This is a genomic window from Lysobacter antibioticus, from assembly GCF_001442535.1.
In the GTDB taxonomy this organism is placed as follows: domain Bacteria; phylum Pseudomonadota; class Gammaproteobacteria; order Xanthomonadales; family Xanthomonadaceae; genus Lysobacter; species Lysobacter antibioticus.
Genome location: NZ_CP013141.1, coordinates 2,091,556 through 2,109,824 on the forward strand (window position 1 = coordinate 2,091,556; position 18,269 = coordinate 2,109,824).

The following is an 18,269-nucleotide window of genomic DNA, read 5'->3' on the forward strand; positions in this document are numbered from 1 at the left end:
AACTCCGTGAGCGGGGTGGCAAAGCACCCTGTTCTTCGCGCTCGGTAGCTCGGCCATGCCTGACCTGGACGGCCTGGCATCCGTAGCTTTGCGACACCGGCTCGCGCCGGTTGTGCCTTTTTCGAGTCCCGTACGACGGCGCGGCGCCCGCTTCCCCAGCGGACGCCGCCGGCGATGGCCGATGCGTCGCGAGCTTTCAGCGTCGCCCAGTACCGCTTGGCGGCCAATATACGCTTCAAAATGTGATTGCAATCACATTTCGTTGATCGTGCGACGAACGGTCGCCGTTCGTGATGAGCGGCGCCGGGCCAGACGCCGTCATCGGGTCCGGTTGGCCGGGGACCGCGCCGAACCCCGTTCTACCGCGCGCCATCCCCGCCGCCCGGCCCAGCCGGACCGGCCCCCTGGCGAAAACCGCATGCCGCGTGAAACGCCGGCCCGCCCGGGGTCCAAGCGCAGGGCGTTATCCGACATAATTCACCGATGACGAACAACGCCTTATCCGATCCGCTGGTCATCGCCGGCAAAACCTACCGCTCGCGCCTGTTGACCGGCACCGGCAAGTTCAAGGACCTCGACGAGACCCGCCTGGCGACCGAAGCCGCCGGCGCCGAGATCGTCACCGTCGCCATCCGCCGCACCAACATCGGCCAGAACCCGGGCGAGCCGAACCTGCTCGACGTACTGCCGCCCGACCGCTACACCCTGCTGCCCAATACCGCCGGCTGCTACACCGCCGCCGACGCCGTGCGCACCTGCCGCCTCGCCCGCGAGCTGCTCGACGGGCACAAACTGGTGAAACTCGAGGTGCTCGGCGACCAGCGCACCCTGTTCCCCGACGTCGTCCAGACCCTGGCCGCGGCCGAAATCCTGGTCAAGGACGGCTTCGACGTCATGGTCTATACCTCCGACGACCCGATCCTGGCCAAGCGCCTGGAAGAAATCGGCTGCGTGGCGGTGATGCCGCTGGCGGCGCCGATCGGCTCCGGCCTGGGCGTGCAGAACAAGTACAACCTGCTCGAGATCATCGAAAACGCCAAGGTGCCGATCCTGGTCGACGCCGGCGTCGGCACCGCCTCCGACGCGGCCATTGCGATGGAGCTGGGTTGCGACGGCGTGCTGATGAACACCGCCATCGCCGGCGCCCGCGACCCGATCCTGATGGCGCATGCGATGAAGCTGGCGATCGAGGCCGGCCGCGCCGCGTTCAAGGCCGGCCGCATCCCGCGCAAGCGTTACGCCAGCGCCTCGAGCCCGGTGGACGGGTTGATCGGCTGATGACGGACCCGTTCTCCAGCGACGGCGCCAAGACCCCGCCCAAGCCGTTCACCGTGGAAGAAGGCCGGCGCCAGGTGCGTAGCTTCGTCCTGCGCCAGGGCCGCTTCACCCCGGCCCAGCAACGCGCCTTCGACGAGCTGTGGCCGCGCTTCGGCATCGACTACCAGGGCTCGCCGCGTAATTACGACGAGATCTTCGGGCGCAGCGCCAAGCGCGTGCTCGAAATCGGCTTCGGCAACGGCGAGGCCCTGCGCTTCGCCGCCCAGCACGACCGCGAGCGCGACCTGATCGGCATCGAGGTCCACGCCCCCGGCGTCGGCCGCCTGTTGAACGCCCTGGCCGAAGACGGCAGCGACCACGTCCGCCTGTATCACCACGACGCGGTCGAAGTGTTGAACCACGAAGTCGCCGACGGTTCGCTCGACGAGGTCCGCATCTATTTCCCGGACCCGTGGCACAAGAAGCGCCACAACAAGCGCCGCCTGGTACAGCCCGCGTTCGCCGATCTGCTGGTACGCAAACTTTCGCCCGAGGGCCGCTTGCACCTCGCCACCGATTGGCAGGACTATGCCGAACAGATGTGGGACGTGCTCGATGCGACCGCAGGCCTGGTCAACCGCGCCGGCCCGCGCGGCAGTGTGGCCCGGCCAGCGTGGCGTCCGCAGACGCACTTCGAGACCCGCGGCCAGAAACTCGGCCACGGCGTCTGGGATCTGCTGTACGACAAGCGCCGGGATTAGGCAATCGGGAACAGGGAATCGGATGCGCCCCACCGAACATTCGCGAGGCCTTGCTGAGACCGAATCCGGTGGCGATGCATTGCCTTGCTCCCGCTCTTCCGATTCCCGACTCCCCATTCCCGGTTCCCGGCCCTGATGGACACCGCCCTCGCGCTCACCACCGACATGAAGCTCGTCCTCGGGCTGGTGGTCTTCACGATGGCGATGTTCCTGTTCGAGCGCATCCGCGCCGACGTCGTCGCCCTGGTCGTGCTGGTGCTGCTGGGCCTGTCCGGCCTGGTCGAACCCGACGAGCTGTTCAACGGTTTCTCGGGCAACGCGGTCATCAGCATCATCGCCACGATGATCCTGGGCGCCGGCCTCGACCGCACCGGCGCCCTCAACCGCCTCGCCGCCTGGCTGCTGCGGCGCGCGCACGGCGTCGAGCAACGACTGCTGCTGCTGACCACGGCGGTGGCCGGCCTCAACTCCTCCTTCATGCAGAACCCATCGGTGATGGCGCTGTACATGCCGGTCGCCTCGCGCCTGTCCTCGCGCACCGGCCTGTCGCTGCCACGCCTGTTGCTGCCGATCGCCGCGGCCATCGTCATGGGCGGCGCCCTGACCATGGTCGGCAACTCGCCGCTGATCCTGCTCAACGACTTGCTGCTCAACGCCAACAGCAACCTGCCCTCGGGCGCGGCGACCATCGAGCCTCTGAAGATGTTCGCGCCGCTGCCGATCGGCATCGCCCTGCTGGTCGCCTCGCTGGCGTATTTCCATTTCTTCGGCGACAAGCTGCTGCGCGACGACAGCGACAAGGGCGCCACGCCGGCCCGCACCCAGAGCTATTTCGCCAAGGCCTACGGCATCGAGGGCGACGTCTACGAAATGACCGTCACCGCCGACAGCCCGCTGGTCGGCATGTCGCTCGGCGAGGCCGAAGCCTTGCGCGGCGCGCCCCTGCTGCTCGCGCTCAAGAGCGACGGCGAAGCCCGCCTGGCGCCGCCGGCCGACACCCGCATCTGGGTCGGCAGCGTGCTCGGCGCGATGGGGCCGAAGCAGCAGGTCGCCGACTTCGCCCAGAACCAGTTCCTGCGTTTGTCCTCGCGCCTGCGCAACTTCGCCGACCTGTTCAACCCCAGCCGCGCCGGCATTTCCGAAGCGGTGGTGCCGGCGACGTCCGGGTACATCGGCAAGACCGCCGGCGATCTGCACCTGCGCAAGCAAGCCGGCCTGAGCCTGCTGGCGATCAACCGCGACAAGAGCGTGCTGCGCGACAACGTGCGCACCGTGCCGATGCGCGCCGGCGACATGCTGGTGTTCCACAGCATCTGGACCGACCTGGCGACCGCGGCGGCGAGCAAGGACCTGGTCGTCGTCACCGACTACCCGAAGGGCGAGCAGCGTCCGCACAAGCTCAAGCTCGCGTTGACCATCTTCGCCGTGGCGATGCTGCTGGCCTTGTCCTCGCGCCTGCCGGTGTCGATCGCGCTGATGACCGGCGTGGCCGGCATGCTGATCGCCGGGGTGATCAACATCGACGAAGCCTACGCGGCGATCAACTGGAAGACCGTATTCCTGATGGCCTGCCTGATTCCATTGGGCTGGGCGATGGATTCCAGCGGCGCGGCGGCGTGGATCGCCGGCCACACCATCGAACGCCTGCCGGCCGGCACGCCGGTGTGGTTGCTTGAGATCTTCATCGGCTTGCTGACGACGATGTTCTCGTTGGTCATCAGCCATGTCGGCGCGACCATCGTGGTGGTGCCGCTCGCGGTCAACCTGGCGCTCGCCGCCGGTGGCAACCCGACCGCCTTCGCCCTGATCGTGGCGCTGTCGGCCTCGAACAATTTCATGACCGCCTCGAACCCGGTGATCTCGATGATCACCGGCCCGGCCGGCTACACCGGCAAGGAGCTGTGGCGCATCGGCGGCCCGCTGTCGCTGATCTACACCGTGGTGACGGTGCTGATGGTGAACCTGCTGTTCTGGGGAAAGTAACCTCGCAGACACCGCGGCTTCGGTGCCGTGGCCGAAAGAGCAAATCCCCCCTAGCCCCCCTCAACAAAGGGGGGAATGCATCTGGTGGGATTGCATAAGCTCGGAGCCTCGCTCCGTCTTCGCTCAATTGCCATGGGTCGCGGCCTATCGCCAGCACTTCCAACCAGCCTCAATACCCTCGCCTGCCTTATCCCCCTTTTGTTGAGAGGGCCAGGGGGGATTTGCTGTTAGCTGTTAGCTGTTAGCTGTTAGCTGTTAGCTCTCAGTCTCAGCCCAACCACACCGCCCCGTCGCGCACCGTCACCGCGACCGCGCGCAGCGCTTCGCCGCGGCAAGGGCCGGCGACGCATTGGCCGCCTAGCAACTCGAAACTCGCGCCATGCGCGGCACAGACCAGCAAGCCGTCCTTGCTCTTGAGGAACTGGCCCGGCGCCCAGTCGAGTCGACGGCCGGCATGCGGGCAAATATTCAACCAGGCGCGTACGGCCTCGCCGTCGCGGTACAGCAGCAGCGATTCGGCGTCGCCGTCCAGGGTCGCTTCGACCTCGACGAAGGCGCCGTCGGCCAGGCGCGCAAGCTCGATCAGGGGCAACGCTGCGTTGCCGTCTGCGCCGGGATGATTTAACGAACTTCTCACACCCTCGTCCATGCCTGGAACGATACTCCTGTGTCCGGCGTTTGCCGCATTGTCTCACGACACCCTAAATGTTTGCCCAGACCTTCCGATTCTCCGATCACCGACCGCAATGGAATGCGTTCCAGTCGCGCGTGCGCAGCGCTTTCGAGCCGCGCAAGCCGCGTCACCGTATCCTGCGTTTCGTGCTCGGCGTGATCGGGCTCGGGCTGTTGGCGCTGCTGGTGATGTTCAGCGTGTTCGTCGGCGCGGCGATGATCGCCGTCGGCCTCGCCTACAAACTGTGGAAGCGCCGCGGCAAGCCGATGGCGCATCGCGATGCCCACGGCCACGACATCGTCGAAGGCGAGTTCCGCGTCGTCGATGCGGCCCGCATCGACCATCGCTCCCCTACTTCTTCCACCCATTGAACGCATGAGCGACGCGATCGCGGCACCGCCGCATACCCGTATTCCGGTCCGCGGCGCCGACGTCGCCGACGGCACCACCTTCCCGGTCCGCCGCGTCTACTGCGTCGGGCGCAACTTCGCCGAACACGCACGCGAAATGGGCGCGGCCGTACCGACCTCGGCCGCCGATCGCGGCCGCCCGGTGTTCTTCCTCAAGCCGCACGACGCAATCGAGCTCGGCGAAGCCGTGCCCTACCCGCCCAGCACCGACGACCTGCACCATGAGGTCGAACTGGTGGTCGCGATCGGTCGCGATGCGCCGGCCGGCGAACTCGCCGTCGCCGACGCCCAGGCGTTGGTCTACGGCTATGCGGTCGGGCTCGACCTGACCCGCCGCGACCTGCAGTCGCAGGCCAAGGCCAAGGGGCTGCCCTGGGACACCGGCAAGTCCTTCGACCACGCCGCGCCGATCAGCGCGATCGTGCCGGTCGCCGACGTCGGCGAACTCGGCGCGCGCGCCCTGAGCCTGGAAGTGAACGGCGAAGTGCGCCAACGCGGCACGCTCGCCGACCTGGTCTGGAACGTGCCCGAGATCCTGCACGAACTGTCGCGACTGTACGCGCTGCGCGCCGGCGACCTGGTCTACATGGGCACGCCCTCCGGGGTCGGCCCGTTGCTACCCGGCGACCGCTATCACGCCGTGCTCGAAGGCGTGGCCGAACTGCACGGACACATCATTCCGGCGCCGGTATAGTCGCCTCGGCGCTACGGCGCCGCATTCATGTCGTCAACCAGGGAGAGCATGCGGATGGGCATGATCAGCGAGTTCAAAGAGTTCATAGCGCGCGGCAACGTGGTCGATCTGGCCGTCGGTGTGGTGATCGGCGCGGCCTTCGGCAAGATCGTCACTGCCCTGGTCGACGGCATCGTCATGCCCTTCATCGGTTACCTCAGCGGCGGGGTCAGCCTCGGCGATGCCAAGTACGTGCTGACCGCGGCGCAGATGGATGCCGCCGGCAAGGAAGTCGCGGCCGAAGTCGCGATCAAATACGGCGCCTTCGTGCAGACCGCGATCGACTTCGTCCTGATCGCGTTCGTGATCTTCCTGTTCCTCAAGGCCTACAACAAGGTCCGCAAGCCCGCCGACGCGGCGCCGGCGGCGACGCCCGAGGACATCGTGCTGCTGCGCGAGATCCGCGATTCGCTGAAGAAGTGAGAATGCTTCGCCCGTTGCGGCAAAGTGCCTCAAACGTGGCGATAGGCAGCGACAAAAAACCCTCAAGTCCGGCGTGACTTGCGACAGGTAGAGACGGGGCCGCGGGTTGCTAAGCTCGCGGCTTCGTCTTTTCCGGCCGTCTGATTCCAGGCGGCCTCCGGTACTTTCCAGATGAGGGAGTTGGGGATGCGCGCACCGTTGTGGGCAGCGATCGCTGCTGTGTTGTTCGTCGGCTCCGCCGTGGCCGCCCCGCGCGAAACGCGCATTCCCGAGGCCGCCATCGCCGCCGCCGGCGAATTGCGCGAAAGCGCGCTCGCCAGCGACCTGGGCTATCGCATCACCGAATCGCTGACCACCGAGGTCGGCCCGCGTCTGGCCGGCAGCGAAGCCGATGCGCGCGCGGTGAAGTGGGCCGAAGCGAAATTCCGCGAGCTCGGCTTCGACAAGGTCTGGCTGGAGCCGGTGACGTTTCCCAAGTGGGAGCGCCGCAGCGAGCAGGCCGAAGTGCTCGGCGAACATCGCCAGCCGCTGAACCTGACCGCGCTGGGCGGCAGCCCCGCCGGCAAGGTCGAAGGCGAGATCGTGCGCTTCGCCGACCTCGCCGCGCTGGAAGCCGCGCCGGCCGGTTCGCTGAAGGGCAAGATCGCCTTCATCGATTACCGCATGGAGCGTGCGAAAGACGGCGCCGGCTACGGCCCGGGCGGTCGCGTGCGCAGCCGTGGCCCGTCGGCGGCGATCCGCGCCGGCGCCAGCGCCTATCTGATGCGTTCGGCCGGCACCGACTCGCACCGCAACCCGCACACCGGCATTACCCGATTCGACGATGGCCTGACCCCGATTCCGTCGGCCGCGCTGGCCGCGCCGGACGCCGACCAGCTCGCGCGCCTGACCGCACGCGGCCTGGTGCGCGTGCGCGTCGCCCTGGATTGCGGCTGGGACGGCGAAGCGACCTCGCACAACGTCATCGGCGAGATCCGCGGCAAGAGCAAGCCCGAGGAAGTCGTGGTGATCGGCGGTCATCTGGATTCGTGGGACCTCGGCACCGGCGCGATCGACGACGGCGCCGGCGTCGGCCTGACCATGGCCGCGGGCAAGCTGATCGGCCAGAGCAAGCTGCGCCCGGCGCGCAGCATCCGGGTGATCGCCTTCGCCAACGAAGAACAGGGTCTGTACGGCGGCAAGGCCTATGCGCTCAAGCACGACGCGCAGGTCAAGCAGCACCAGATCGGCGCCGAGAGCGATTTCGGCGCGGGCCGCATCTACGCTTATTCGAGTTCGGCGCCTGCGCATGCGCAGGCCGCCGACAAGCAGATCGCAGAGGCCCTGGCGCCGCTCGGCATCGAGCACACGCCGGGCAAGGGCGGCCCCGGCCCGGACATCTCGCCGTTCGCCGCGCGCGGCCTGGCCTGGGCGCGTCTGGCCCAGGACGGCAGCGATTACTTCGACTACCACCACACGCCCGACGACACCCTGGACAAGATCGACCCGAAGGCGCTGGCGCAGAACGTCGCGGCGTATGCGGTGTTCGCCTACCTGGCGGCGTCGGCCGACGGCGATTTCGGCAGCGAAGCCAAGCAGGTTACGCCGCCGGAGGAGTGAGGGCGGCACGGCAGTCGTCGTGCCCATAGCGTAACGACGGCCTTGAAGTCCCCTCTCCCGCACGCGGGAGAGGGGCTTTAGCGCGATGGGTCAAGCGTTACGCGCAGTCCACGCCGCCAACAGCACCGCGGTCGCCGCGGCGACGTTGAGGCTCTCGACCTTGCCGCTGCCGGGAATCGACAGACGCAGGTCGCAGGCGGCGACCAGGTCGCGATCCATGCCTTCGCTTTCCGCACCCAGCACGTAGACCAGACGCTGCGGCAACGCAGTCGCGAAGGCGTTGTCGCCTCCGGACACCACCGTCGCCGCCAGGGCGAAGCCGGCGCCGCGCAATTGGGTCAGCGCGTTGTCGCTGCGGCCCATGCGCACCATCGGCACCGCTTCGGCGCCACCCTCGGCGACGCGCGCGGCGGCGCCCGACAGGGCCAGGTTGGAATCCTTCGGCATCAGCACCGCAGCGACGCCGAAATGCGCGGCCGAACGCAGGATCGCGCCGAGGTTGTGCGGATTGCCGACGCCGTCGAGCCAGATCGCCAGCTGCGGGCCTTCCGGCAATTCGCGCAGCCATTCCGACAACGAGGCCGGCTCCTCGCGCAACACGTCGGCAACCACACCTTCGTGATGCCCGCTCGCCGCGAGTTTGTCGAGATCGGCTTCCTCGACCACGCGATAGCCGACGCGGTTGGCCACGCACCACGCCAGCAAGGGTTGCAGGGCGGGAATGCGGTTGCCGCTCAGATACAGCTTGCGGATCGCCTGCGGCCGGCGCGCGAACACGGCGCGGATCGCATTGAGGCCGTACAGGCGCAGCTCGACGTCGCGGCGCGCGCGTTGCGGATGCGGCGCCTCGAACATTTCCTCGCCGAGAGGCTGGCGCAGATCGGCCTCGTCGCGTTGGCGATAGGGCCGCTCGTCGCGCTCGTGCCGTTCCGGCCGCGCTCGCTCGCGCGGCATGCGCGCGTCGACCGGATGCTGGTTGCGCTGCTCGCGCCGTTCCGAGCGCGAATGCGGATGCGCGTGCGCATGCCCGCTGCGATCGTGTCCGCCGCGATAGGGCGACGGCGGCGGTTCGAGCGGCCCTGCGCCGCCCTGCGCGTCGGGCTCGCGCCGCGGGCGTTGTTCGTCGTCGCGGCGCGGACCGGTGCGCCAGGGGCTCTGTCCCGGAGCGATAGGGGGGCGCGGACCGCGCGGTGGATCACGTCGCATCGTCGAGACTCCTTCTTACCTTGGCGAACACCCGCAGGTCGTGCAGTTGCCCGCGCTTGAACACGGCGCAGCGTTGCGCACCTTCTTCTTCGAAACCGTTCTTCAGCAGCACCCGCGCCGAGGCCGGGTTGTGGTCGAGCACCGTCGCGCACAAGCGGTACAGGGACAGCTCGCGCATGACCCAGGGCGCGAACACGGCGACCGCGCGCGTCATCAGGCCGGCGTTCCACAGCGCGCGCCCGAGCCAATAACCCAGCTCGGCGCTGTGGCCTCGCTCGGCGTGGCCGGCGCGCACGCCGATACCGCCGCAGGCGCGGCCGTCGACTTCGATCGCCATGACCGGGTCGTTGAGATTGACGACCTGGCCGGACAGGAAGCGTTCGCCGTCTTCGCGGGTATAGGGATAGGGAAAACGATCGCTGGTGGAACGCGAGACGTGTTCGTCGTTGGCATGTTCGACCAGGCTGTCGAGGTCGTCGGGCCGCCAGGGGCGCAGGACGAAGCCTTCGCCAAGCAGGCGGATATCGCCCGGGTCGATTAAGGGAGCGGCGTTCATGGCGATAGCGTACTGCATCACCCTTGGCGGGCGGAAACCGGGGCCGCTGCTCAGGGCAGGAGCGGCGCAAGCCGCGACCGCGAAACTCCGGCCACGGCGCAGGTCGCGGCTCGTGACCGAAGGAAATCCAGGAGGACGCCGCTCCTACCCCTGAAGCGACGTCCGGCCCGGAGGCCGGCGCGTTCACGCGATCAAGCGTGGCCGCCGGCCTGCGGGGTGTCCTTTTCCAGCTTCTCCAGCTCGTGCGCGACCGCCTCGGGCGACTTGGTGTAGCGGGCCAGCAGGACATAGAACGCCGGCACGATGAACAGCGACAACAGGGTCGAGAACGACACGCCGAAGATCACCACGATGCCGATCGTCGCCCGGCTCGCCGAGCCCGGGCCGCCGGCCAGGACCAGGGGCACGGCGCCGACCACGGTCGCGATCGAAGTCATCAGGATCGGACGCAGGCGCACCGCCGAAGACTCGACGATGGCCTCGTGGATGCTGCGGCCCTCGTCGCGCAGTTGGTTGGCGAACTCGACGATCAGGATGCCGTTCTTCGCCGCCAGGCCGACCAGCATGACGATGCCGATCTGACTGAACAGGTTGAGGGTGCCGCCGGTCATCCACAGGCCGAGCAAGGCGCCGAGCACGCCCAGCGGCACGGTCAGCATGATCACGAACGGGTGGATGAAGCTCTCGAACTGCGCGGCGAGCACCAGGTACACGACCAGCAGCGCCAGGGTGAAGGTCATCAGCACCGCGCCGCCGGCCTTCTGGTACTCGCGCGACTCGCCCTTCCAGTCGATCTGCGCCTGTTCCGGCAATTCTTCCTCGACCACCTGGTTGAGCCAGGTGATCGCCTCGCCCATGGTGTAGCCCGGCGCGAGGCCGGCGCTGACGGTGATCGCGCGCAGGCGGTTGAAGCGGTTGAGGCTGCCGGGTTCGGCCAGTTCCTTGAGCGTGACCAGGTTCGACAGCGGCACCAGGCCGCCATCGCGGCCGCGCACCTGGATCGCTGCCAGATCGGCCGGCGAGGCGCGCACTTCGCGGCCGGCCTGTACGATCACGTCGTACTCCTCGCCGTTCTGCACGAAGGTGGTGGCGCGCCGCGAGCCCATCATGGTTTCCAGCGAATGGCCGATGTCGGTGACGCTGACGCCGAGGTCGGCGGCGCGCTGGCGGTCGATCTCCACGCGCATCTGCGGCCGGGTTTCCTTGTAGTCCGAGTCGACCGAGAACAGGCCCTTGTTCTGTTCGATGCGCGCCAACAGACGGTCGCGCCACTTCGCCAGCTCGACGTATTCGGGGCCGCCGAGCACGATCTGGATCGGCTGCCCGCGGGTACGCACCAGGCCGCCGCCGACCTGCGGCAGCGCGCGCACGCCGGTCAGCTGACCGAGCTCGCTGCGCAAGCCGTCGGCGACGTCGGCGGTGCTGACATCGCGCTTGTCCCAGTCCTGCAGGAACACCGCGATGCGGCCGGTGTGCATTTCCTCGCTGGCGCCGAAACCGCCGGGCACGCGCGGGTTGTAGCGCTGGATGGTCTGGTCCGGCCCGGTATGCGAGGCGATGATCTTCTCGACCTGCTGCACCTGCTTGACCGTGTAGTCGTAGCCGGCGCCTTCCGGGCCGATGATCGAGACCTGGAACGAGCCTCGGTCTTCCTGCGGCGCGAGTTCCGAGGGCACCAGCTTGAACAGGCCGAAGCTCAAGGCCAGCGCGATCACCATCAGCACGCCGAACAGCCACGGCCGCTCGACGGTGTGGTCGAGCAGGCCTTTATAGCGCCGGCTCACGCTTTCCAGGCGCGCATTGATCCAGCGATTGACCGGGTTGGATTTCTCTTCGCTGTGCGGGCGCACGAACTTCGACGACATCATCGGCGTCAGGGTCAGCGCGACGAAGGCCGACAAGGCCACCGCGCCGGCCAGCGCCACCGACAACTCGCGGAACAGACGCCCGGTGTTGCCTTCCATGAAGCCGATCGGCAGGAACACCGCCACCAGCACCGCGGTAGTGGCGATGACCGCGAACGCGACCTGCTTGGTGCCGCGCGCGGCGGCGACCAACTTCGGTTCGCCCAGGTCGGCGCGGCGCTGGATGTTCTCGAGCACGACGATCGCATCGTCGACCACCAGGCCGATGCACAGCACCAGCGCCAGCAGGGTCAGCAGGTTGATCGAGAAATCGAAGGCGTACAGCGGGATGAAAGCAGCGATCAGGCACACCGGCACGGTCACCGCCGGGATCAGCGCGGCGCGGAAACTGCCGAGGAACAACCAGATCACGATCAACACCAGGATCACCGCTTCGGCCAGCGTGTGATACACGCGCTCGACCGCCGACTCGATGAAGATGGTGGTGTCGAAGGCGACGAAGATGTTGGTGCCGTCCGGCAGGCCCGGGCGGATCTTGTCGGCCTCGGCGCGGATCGCGCGGGCCACGTCGAGGCTGTTCGCGGTCGAGGTCTTGACGATGCCCAGACCGATGTTCGGCTCGCCGTTGCTGCGGTAATAGGCGCGGCGTTCGGCCGAATCGAGCTGGATCTTGGCGACGTCGCCGAGCCGCACGACATAGCCGTCGGCGCCCTTCTTCAGCGGAATCTGGGCGAAATCCTCGGGCTTTTGATAGCTGCGCGCGACCCGCAAGGTGAAGTCGCGCGATTGCGACTCGATGCGCCCGGCCGGCAGTTCGACGTTCTCGGCGCCGAGCGCGGCCTCGACCTCGTTGACGGTGATGTCTCGTGCGGCCAACGCATCCTGGTCGAGCCAAATGCGCATGGCGTAACGCTGCTGGCCGCCGATGCGGACCTGGGCGACACCGTCGACCGAGGACAGCCGGTCGACCACATATCGCTCCGCGTAGTCGGACAGCTGCAGCGTGTCCATCTGCTTGGAGCTCATGTTCAGCCACATGATCGGGTCGGCGTCGCTCTCGACCTTTTCGATCTGCGGCGGGTCGGCCTCTTCCGGCATGCGGTTGGAGACGCGGCTGACCGCGTCGCGCACGTCGTTGGCCGCGGCCTCGATCTCGCGCTGCAAGGTGAACTCGATGCTGATCGAGGCGCGTCCGTTGACGCTGCGCGATTCGATGCTCTCGATGCCTTCGATGCCGGCCAAGGCGTCTTCCAGCACCTGGGTGATGCGGGTTTCGACCACCGCCGCCGAGGCGCCGGGATAGGTCACGTCGACCGAGACCACCGGCGGGTCGATCGCCGGCAATTCGCGCAAGGTCAGGCGCGAGAATGCCATCACGCCCAGGGTGATCAGCAGCAGGCTCATCACGGTGGCGAACACCGGACGGCGGATCGACAGGTCGGAAATATTCATCGCGCGTCGCCGCCGTCGCGGCGCTTGAGCGCACTGCGCTTCGGCGCTATGTAGATCGGCACGACCTTGGGCCGGTCGCCCGGGGCCTGCTCGGGGTCATAGGCGAGGTCTTCAGGCGGAGCCTCCGGCACGCCGCGCAGGCGGAAATCCAGGGCGCGCTTGACCGCGGCGCGCAGGTCGCCGGCATCGGGCTTGCGCGGCAGCGAGGACAGCAGGGACCGCATCCAGTCAGCCATTCGCACGGCCCTTGGCTGCGGCCGGCTCGCCCTGGCGCTTCTGCGCGGGCGGGTTCGCACCGGCGGCCTGGACCTTGTTGCCGACGCGCAGCTTGCCAGTGCCGTCGATGACGATGACATCGCCGACCTTCAGGCCTTTGACGATCTCGGCCAGCCCTTCGCGACGGGTGCCGACTTCGACGTCGGCGCGCTCGACGGTGTTGTCGGGCTTGACCCGGAACACGTAGGAGTCGGTGCCCACCTGCACCACCGCGATCTCCGGCACCAGCAGGGCCTGGCGCTCGGGTTGCAGCAGGGTCACCTGGATCAACATGCCCGGCCGCAGACGATGGTCGGGATTGGGGAAATCGGCGCGCACCGTGATCGCGCGCGTGGCCGGGTCGACCCGCGCGTCGATCGTGCTGACCTCGCCCTGGAACGGCTGGCCCGGATACGCGGCGCTGGTGCCGTCGACGGTCTGGCCCTTGGCGACGCGCGCCAACAGCGTTTCCGGCACCGGAAAATCGACATAGACCCGGCCGGTGTCGTCGAGGGTCGCGATCGGCGTGCCCGGGGTGACCAGCGATCCGGGGCTGACCTGGCGAATGCCGAGCACGCCGGAGAACGGCGCGCGGATCACCCGGTCGCCGATGTCGGCCTTCATCTGCTCGACCCGTGCGCGGGTGGCGTCGCGGGTGGCGCGCTGGGTGTCGAGCGCCGAACGCGCGATCAACTGCTGCGCGGCGAGTTCGCTCTGCCGCTTGTACAAGGCATCGGCTTCCTTGGCGGTGGCCTCGGCCTGGGCCAGGGCGGCCTGCTGGGCCTTGCCGCTGAGGGTGATCAGCGACGCGCCGGCGGCGACCTGATCGCCGCTGTCGAAATGCACGCCCTGGACGATCTCGCTGACCTTGGCGGTGACCGTGATCGACTCGCGCGCCTTGACGTTGCCGAGCGCCTGCACGGTGTCGTTCCAGGGCCGCAGACGGACCGGCTCGGTGGTGACCGGAATCGGGCGATCGCCGCCCTGGCCCCCCTGGGGCGCCCCGCCCTTGCTGCCGCAGGCGGTCAGGGCGAGGGCGAAGGCAAGGGTGCAGCAGGTGCGAAGGCCGGAACGTGGTCGCATGCGGATCTCTGAACGGGTACCCGTGAGGGCGGCGGCGCGGGTCTGGCGGGCGCTGGTGCGGCCCGGCCAGGCGATCCGCGCGGAGGGGAGAACCGACGCGGCGATGAAGCCGCGCGATTCTAGCGGTGCAGCATTAACGCTCGCGTGGGCCATTGGTTGACCACCGTATAGGCAAAGTCGTCCCGGCGATGTGTTCGGGCCGGCGGCCAGCGAGCGCGGGCCTGTGTTCGGCCGGCCTTCGTATGCCGGAGCCCCGGCCCGCCCGATGTTTCATCGTCGTAATCAACGTGGTGGCGCGGGCGGCACGGACGGAGTTCATACTCCGCGAATCCCCCAGTTGGAGCCCGGTCATGATCCACGACAGCATCCTCGACACCATCGGCCGCACCCCGGTGATCCGCCTGCACCGCATCGCCCCGGCCCACGTCAGCCTGTACGCCAAGGTCGAAGCCTTCAACCCCGGCGGCTCGGTCAAGGACCGTCTGGCCCTGGCGATCATCCTCGACGCCGAAGCCAAGGGGCTGATCAAACCCGGCGACACCGTAGTCGAGGCGACCTCGGGCAACACCGGCGTGGCGCTGGCGATGGTCTGCGCCGCGCTCGGTTACAAGTTCGTCGCCACCATGAGCGAGACCTTCTCGATGGAGCGCCGCAAGCTCATGCGCGCCTATGGGGCGAAGGTAATCCTGACCCCAGCCGCCGAACGCGGCAGCGGCATGGTCCGGCGCGCCGAGGAACTGGCGAAGAAGCACGGCTGGTTCCTCGCCCGCCAGTTCGAGAACCCGGCCAACCCGGCCTATCACCGCAACACCACCGCGGCCGAGATCCTGCAGGACTTCGCCGGACGCCGGCTCGACCATTTCGTCACCGGCTGGGGCACCGGCGGCACCCTGACCGGTGTCGGCGAGGTGCTGCGGGTAGCGCGCCCGGAAGTGCGCATCACCGCCTGCGAACCGGCCGGCGCGGCCCTGCTCAGCGGCAATGCCTGGCAGCCGCACAAGATCCAGGGCTGGACCCCGGACTTCGTCCCAGCGGTGCTCAATCGCGACGCTGCCCACGACGTGCTGACGGTCGACGAGGTGCTCGCGCGCGACACCGCGCGCCGCCTGGCGTTGGAAGAAGGCATCTTCGTCGGCATCTCGGCCGGCGCCACCGCGGCCGCGGCGCTCGAAGTCGCGCGCACGGCCGAACACGGCGCGGTGATCCTGGCGATGCTGCCCGACACCGGCGAGCGCTACCTGAGCACCTTCCTGTTCGAAGGCATCAACGAAGGCAGCGACGACGACTGGCTGGCCTCGTTGGGCTGAGCGCCCGGCAGGTCGCGGGCGTTCGCTCGGTCAGTTGCGGAACACGAGATACCAGAGCGTCACCGCCGCCACGGCGATCAGCAACGCCCACCACAGCATCCCGGCGTTGCTTTCGTCGCGCCGGACCGTGCCGTCGGCGCGGCCGCTCAGGCCGCGCTTGCTGCGCTGGCGCTCGTGGTCGAGCACGCGCCTGATCGCCTCCGCATTGGCGAGCCCGTGGGTCTTTTCCAGCAGTTCGAGCGCACCGACCCGGTCGCCGCGCAGCAGCGCCATCGCCACGTCGGCGGGCAGATCGGCGCGGCCCGCGCCCACGCCGGTGGTGGACGCATCCGTGTGTTGCCCGAGCAGATGCGCGTCGACGCGGGCGAGCGCCTCGTGCAGATCGAGCTTGTAGAGCGCGCGCACGATCTTGACCGCCTCGATCTTGTTGCCGCTGCGCAGCGCCAGCTCGGCCTGCGCCGGGAAACCGTGCGGCGTCGCCTCCGCTTCGGCGGGCATCGGCGGCGCATGCGTCGCGTGCGCACGCTGGCCTTCGTATCGCTCGACCATGTCCTTCGCCTCGCGCAGGCCCAGGCCTGGGTTGGCATCGAGCACGAGCTTGATCGCCTTGATCTTGTTGCCGCTGCGCAGCGCCTGTTCGGCCTGCATTGGAAAACCGTCCGGCGTCGCCTCCGCTTCGGCGGGCATCGGCGGCGCATGCATCGCGTCCGCAGGCTGGCGTTCGTATCGCTCGACCGCGTCCTTCGCCTCGCGCAGGCCCAGCCCCGGATTCGCATCGAGCACGAGCTTGATCGCCTCGATCTTGCGGCCGGATTTCAGCAGCGTCGCCGCTTGCGGCGGCACGAAGGGCGTGCGGTGGTCGGTCATCGCGGGGCTCCTTGCCGACTGCGGATCCAGCCAGCCTAACGGGCCGGGGCCGGATCCGTCACGCTCGCAGGCCGCGCCTCAGCGCGACGACCACGCCAGCCTGGCGCCGAAGCCCAGCATCATCGTGCCGATCAAACCGTCGAGCACGCGCGCCGCCCGCGCGCTGCGCAAGGTCCCGGCCATGCGCGAGGCGGCCATCGCGACCACGCACAGCCACACCGCGCCGATGCTGTAGTGCAAGCCGATCATCAGCATCGAGTCGCGCGCCATGCCCGCGCCCGGGGCGAGGAATTGCGGCAGGAACGCGAGATAGAACATCGCGATCTTCGGATTGAGCGCATTGGTCAGCGCGCCCTGCGCGAACGCTCGCCACAGCCCGCTCGCCGGTGCGGCCGGTTCCGGCAACGGCGCGTCGGCGCGCGGCCGCAGCGCCGCGCGCAGCGCCTTCACGCCCAGATACGCCAGATACGCGGCGCCGAGCATTTTCACCGTCCAGAACGCGCGCTCGGAATACATCAGCAACTGGGTCACGCCCAGCGCGAACAGCGCGACATGGAACAGCCCGCCGAAGGTGATGCCGGCGACCGCCGCGAGCCCGCGGCGCACGCCGCCAAGCGCGTTGCCGATCACCAGGAACGTGTCGGGACCGGGCATCAGCGTCAGCATCAGCGCGGCGACGGAGAAAGCGAGCCACTGGGTTTCCATGGGTATCGGTTCCGAACACGTCGATGAAAACAGCCGGTGCCAAGAAAACAGCCGGCGCCAACGAAAAACGCTGGCGCGAGGCCAGCGTTTTTCGATGCGTCGAACGGCAGACTTACGCCGCCGACTTCCACTGGCCCAGCGCCGCCAGGCCGTTGGCCTTGGCGCGCTCGTACACGGTCTGCTGGGCCTTGGCGATGTTGCCGACCAGGTCCTGCGACCACAGCTTCAGCGCCGCCGACTGCATGGCGCGGCCGTACGAGAACGACAGCGGCCACGGGTTCGGGCCCATCTGGTTCATCGCGTTGAGGTGCGCGGTGGCGTCCTCGTCCGACTGGCCGCCCGACAGGAACACGATGCCCGGCAGGGTCGCCGGCACGGTCGACTTCAGGCACTGCAGGGTGGCCGCGGCGACGTCGTCGATGCTGGCGCGGTCGCTGGCCAGGGTGCCCGGCAGGACCATCGAGGCCTTCAGGATGGTGCCTTCGAGCACCACGCTCTGCTCGTACAGCGCGCCGAACAGCGAACGCAGGGTCACTTCGGTGACTTCGAAGCAGGTGTCGATGTCGTGGCTGCCGTCCATGATGACTTCCGGCTCGACCATCGGCACCAGGCCCTGCTCCTGGCACAGCGCGGCATAGCGCGCCAGCGCATGGCTGTTGGCTTCGATGCAGGTGCCCGACGGGATGTCGTCGCCGATGTTGATGACCGCGCGCCACTTGGCGAAGCGGGCGCCGAGCTTGTAGTACTCCTCCAGGCGCGCGCGCAGGCCGTCGAGGCCTTCGGTCACGACTTCGCCGGGGAAGCCGGCCAGCGGCTGCGGGCCCTTGTCGACCTTGATGCCCGGGATCACGCCGTTATCCATCATGATCTTGGTGAACGGCACGCCGGCCTTGGTCGACTGACGGATGGTTTCGTCGTACAGGATGGCGCCGGAGATGTAGTCGCCGATCTTCGGCGTGGTGAGCAGCAGCTCGCGGTAGGCGCGGCGATTCTCTTCGGTGTTGTCGATACCGACGCCGGCGAAACGCTTGGCGATGGTGGCGTTCGACTCGTCGATCGCGATGATGCCCTTGCCCGCGGCGACCATGGCCTGGGCGGTTTCGGCAAGCTGTTCGATGCTCATGGAGATCCTGC

General features: G+C 68.4%; 16 protein-coding genes, 1 pseudogene and 1 riboswitch. Of the genes and pseudogenes, 8 read left to right on the plus strand and 9 right to left on the minus strand.

The window, feature by feature from the left end; genetic code table 11:
• Positions 1-40 precede the first annotated feature (40 nt).
• Positions 41-127, minus strand: a riboswitch (cyclic di-GMP riboswitch).
• A gap of 356 nt (positions 128-483) precedes the next feature.
• The 3 genes and pseudogenes from GLA29479_RS08410 (at position 484) to GLA29479_RS08420 (ending at position 4,001) form a co-directional block, all read left to right on the plus strand.
• Positions 484-1,278, plus strand: a complete 795-nt coding sequence (locus tag GLA29479_RS08410; protein ID WP_057971323.1) for a thiazole synthase — start codon at positions 484-486, stop codon at positions 1,276-1,278.
• Positions 1,278-2,029, plus strand: a pseudogene (trmB, locus tag GLA29479_RS08415) (tRNA (guanosine(46)-N7)-methyltransferase TrmB); the annotation flags it as partial. The gene GLA29479_RS08410 and the pseudogene trmB, both read left to right, overlap by 1 nt.
• A 124-nt stretch (positions 2,030-2,153) precedes the next feature.
• Complete coding sequence (locus GLA29479_RS08420; protein WP_057917120.1) at positions 2,154-4,001, plus strand: SLC13 family permease; 1,848 nt, start codon at positions 2,154-2,156, stop codon at positions 3,999-4,001.
• 268 nt (positions 4,002-4,269) lie between these two features.
• Here GLA29479_RS08420 and GLA29479_RS08425 read toward each other — a convergent pair whose 3' ends face one another.
• Complete coding sequence (locus GLA29479_RS08425) at positions 4,270-4,650, minus strand: Rieske (2Fe-2S) protein (RefSeq protein ID WP_057971325.1); 381 nt, start codon at positions 4,648-4,650, stop codon at positions 4,270-4,272.
• Between the two features lie 56 nt (positions 4,651-4,706).
• Between GLA29479_RS08425 and GLA29479_RS08430 the strand changes: the two genes are divergently transcribed.
• The 4 genes from GLA29479_RS08430 (at position 4,707) to GLA29479_RS08445 (ending at position 7,839) form a co-directional block, all read left to right on the plus strand.
• Entirely contained in the window at positions 4,707-5,045 is a 339-nt protein-coding gene (locus GLA29479_RS08430; protein WP_057971326.1) for a hypothetical protein, read from the plus strand.
• A gap of 4 nt (positions 5,046-5,049) precedes the next feature.
• Positions 5,050-5,778, plus strand: a complete 729-nt coding sequence (locus GLA29479_RS08435) for a fumarylacetoacetate hydrolase family protein (RefSeq protein ID WP_057971327.1) — start codon at positions 5,050-5,052, stop codon at positions 5,776-5,778.
• 54 nt (positions 5,779-5,832) lie between these two features.
• Complete coding sequence (gene mscL / locus GLA29479_RS08440; RefSeq protein ID WP_057917116.1) at positions 5,833-6,240, plus strand: large-conductance mechanosensitive channel protein MscL; 408 nt, start codon at positions 5,833-5,835, stop codon at positions 6,238-6,240.
• A 186-nt stretch (positions 6,241-6,426) separates the two neighbouring features.
• Positions 6,427-7,839 carry a M28 family peptidase gene (locus tag GLA29479_RS08445; RefSeq protein ID WP_057971328.1) on the plus strand — a complete coding sequence of 471 codons (1,413 nt, stop codon included), beginning with the start codon at positions 6,427-6,429 and terminating at the stop codon, positions 7,837-7,839.
• Positions 7,840-7,929: 90 nt separating this feature from the next.
• Here the strand turns inward: GLA29479_RS08445 and GLA29479_RS26060 are convergent, their stop codons facing one another.
• From GLA29479_RS26060 to GLA29479_RS08470, 5 genes are all read right to left on the minus strand, one after another.
• Positions 7,930-8,793 (minus strand): TrmH family RNA methyltransferase, encoded by an 864-nt coding sequence (locus GLA29479_RS26060; protein ID WP_169795736.1) that lies wholly within the window; start codon positions 8,791-8,793, stop codon positions 7,930-7,932.
• 241 nt (positions 8,794-9,034) lie between these two features.
• The gene (locus tag GLA29479_RS08455; RefSeq protein ID WP_248842817.1) at positions 9,035-9,601 is read right to left on the minus strand and encodes a GNAT family N-acetyltransferase; all 567 of its coding nucleotides are present in this window, start codon (positions 9,599-9,601) and stop codon (positions 9,035-9,037) included.
• Positions 9,602-9,792: 191 nt separating this feature from the next.
• Positions 9,793-12,918 (minus strand): efflux RND transporter permease subunit, encoded by a 3,126-nt coding sequence (locus GLA29479_RS08460; RefSeq protein ID WP_057917113.1) that lies wholly within the window; start codon positions 12,916-12,918, stop codon positions 9,793-9,795.
• Positions 12,915-13,154, minus strand: coding sequence for a hypothetical protein (locus GLA29479_RS08465; protein WP_144436416.1), 240 nt, complete (start codon positions 13,152-13,154; stop codon positions 12,915-12,917). Before GLA29479_RS08465 ends, GLA29479_RS08460 begins: the two co-directional genes overlap by 4 nt.
• On the minus strand, positions 13,147-14,256 hold the full coding sequence (locus GLA29479_RS08470) for an efflux RND transporter periplasmic adaptor subunit (RefSeq protein ID WP_057973123.1): 1,110 nt from the start codon (positions 14,254-14,256) through the stop codon (positions 13,147-13,149). The genes GLA29479_RS08465 and GLA29479_RS08470 overlap by 8 nt, the downstream gene beginning before the upstream one ends.
• Before the next feature lie 350 nt (positions 14,257-14,606).
• On the opposite strand from GLA29479_RS08470, the gene cysK reads away from it, so the two are divergent.
• Positions 14,607-15,563 (plus strand): cysteine synthase A, encoded by a 957-nt coding sequence (gene cysK / locus GLA29479_RS08475; protein ID WP_057917111.1) that lies wholly within the window; start codon positions 14,607-14,609, stop codon positions 15,561-15,563.
• Between the two features lie 30 nt (positions 15,564-15,593).
• On the opposite strand, the gene GLA29479_RS08480 is transcribed toward cysK, so the two are convergent.
• The 3 genes from GLA29479_RS08480 to GLA29479_RS08490 all read right to left on the minus strand — a co-directional run bounded on the left by GLA29479_RS08480 (position 15,594) and on the right by GLA29479_RS08490 (position 18,258).
• A complete protein-coding gene (locus GLA29479_RS08480) occupies positions 15,594-16,430 on the minus strand; it encodes a ribosomal L7/L12 family protein (protein ID WP_057971331.1) in 837 nt (278 codons plus the stop codon).
• Between the two features lie 78 nt (positions 16,431-16,508).
• A complete protein-coding gene (locus GLA29479_RS08485; RefSeq protein WP_057971332.1) occupies positions 16,509-17,135 on the minus strand; it encodes a LysE family translocator in 627 nt (208 codons plus the stop codon).
• 112 nt (positions 17,136-17,247) lie between these two features.
• A complete protein-coding gene (locus GLA29479_RS08490) occupies positions 17,248-18,258 on the minus strand; it encodes a class I fructose-bisphosphate aldolase (protein ID WP_057971333.1) in 1,011 nt (336 codons plus the stop codon).
• Positions 18,259-18,269 lie beyond the last annotated feature (11 nt).

Coding starts and splice junctions, on each gene's coding strand:
- GLA29479_RS08410 (WP_057971323.1), top strand. CDS start 484: ATGACGAACAACGCCTTATCCGATCCGCTGGTCATCGCCGGCAAAACC.
- GLA29479_RS08420 (WP_057917120.1), top strand. CDS start 2,154: ATGGACACCGCCCTCGCGCTCACCACCGACATGAAGCTCGTCCTCGGG.
- GLA29479_RS08425 (WP_057971325.1), bottom strand. CDS start 4,650: ATGGACGAGGGTGTGAGAAGTTCGTTAAATCATCCCGGCGCAGACGGC.
- GLA29479_RS08430 (WP_057971326.1), top strand. CDS start 4,707: ATGTTTGCCCAGACCTTCCGATTCTCCGATCACCGACCGCAATGGAAT.
- GLA29479_RS08435 (WP_057971327.1), top strand. CDS start 5,050: ATGAGCGACGCGATCGCGGCACCGCCGCATACCCGTATTCCGGTCCGC.
- mscL (WP_057917116.1), top strand. CDS start 5,833: ATGGGCATGATCAGCGAGTTCAAAGAGTTCATAGCGCGCGGCAACGTG.
- GLA29479_RS08445 (WP_057971328.1), top strand. CDS start 6,427: ATGCGCGCACCGTTGTGGGCAGCGATCGCTGCTGTGTTGTTCGTCGGC.
- GLA29479_RS26060 (WP_169795736.1), bottom strand. CDS start 8,793: ATGCCGCGCGAGCGAGCGCGGCCGGAACGGCACGAGCGCGACGAGCGG.
- GLA29479_RS08455 (WP_248842817.1), bottom strand. CDS start 9,601: ATGAACGCCGCTCCCTTAATCGACCCGGGCGATATCCGCCTGCTTGGC.
- GLA29479_RS08460 (WP_057917113.1), bottom strand. CDS start 12,918: ATGAATATTTCCGACCTGTCGATCCGCCGTCCGGTGTTCGCCACCGTG.
- GLA29479_RS08465 (WP_144436416.1), bottom strand. CDS start 13,154: ATGGCTGACTGGATGCGGTCCCTGCTGTCCTCGCTGCCGCGCAAGCCC.
- GLA29479_RS08470 (WP_057973123.1), bottom strand. CDS start 14,256: ATGCGACCACGTTCCGGCCTTCGCACCTGCTGCACCCTTGCCTTCGCC.
- cysK (WP_057917111.1), top strand. CDS start 14,607: ATGATCCACGACAGCATCCTCGACACCATCGGCCGCACCCCGGTGATC.
- GLA29479_RS08480 (WP_057971331.1), bottom strand. CDS start 16,430: ATGACCGACCACCGCACGCCCTTCGTGCCGCCGCAAGCGGCGACGCTG.
- GLA29479_RS08485 (WP_057971332.1), bottom strand. CDS start 17,135: ATGGAAACCCAGTGGCTCGCTTTCTCCGTCGCCGCGCTGATGCTGACG.
- GLA29479_RS08490 (WP_057971333.1), bottom strand. CDS start 18,258: ATGAGCATCGAACAGCTTGCCGAAACCGCCCAGGCCATGGTCGCCGCG.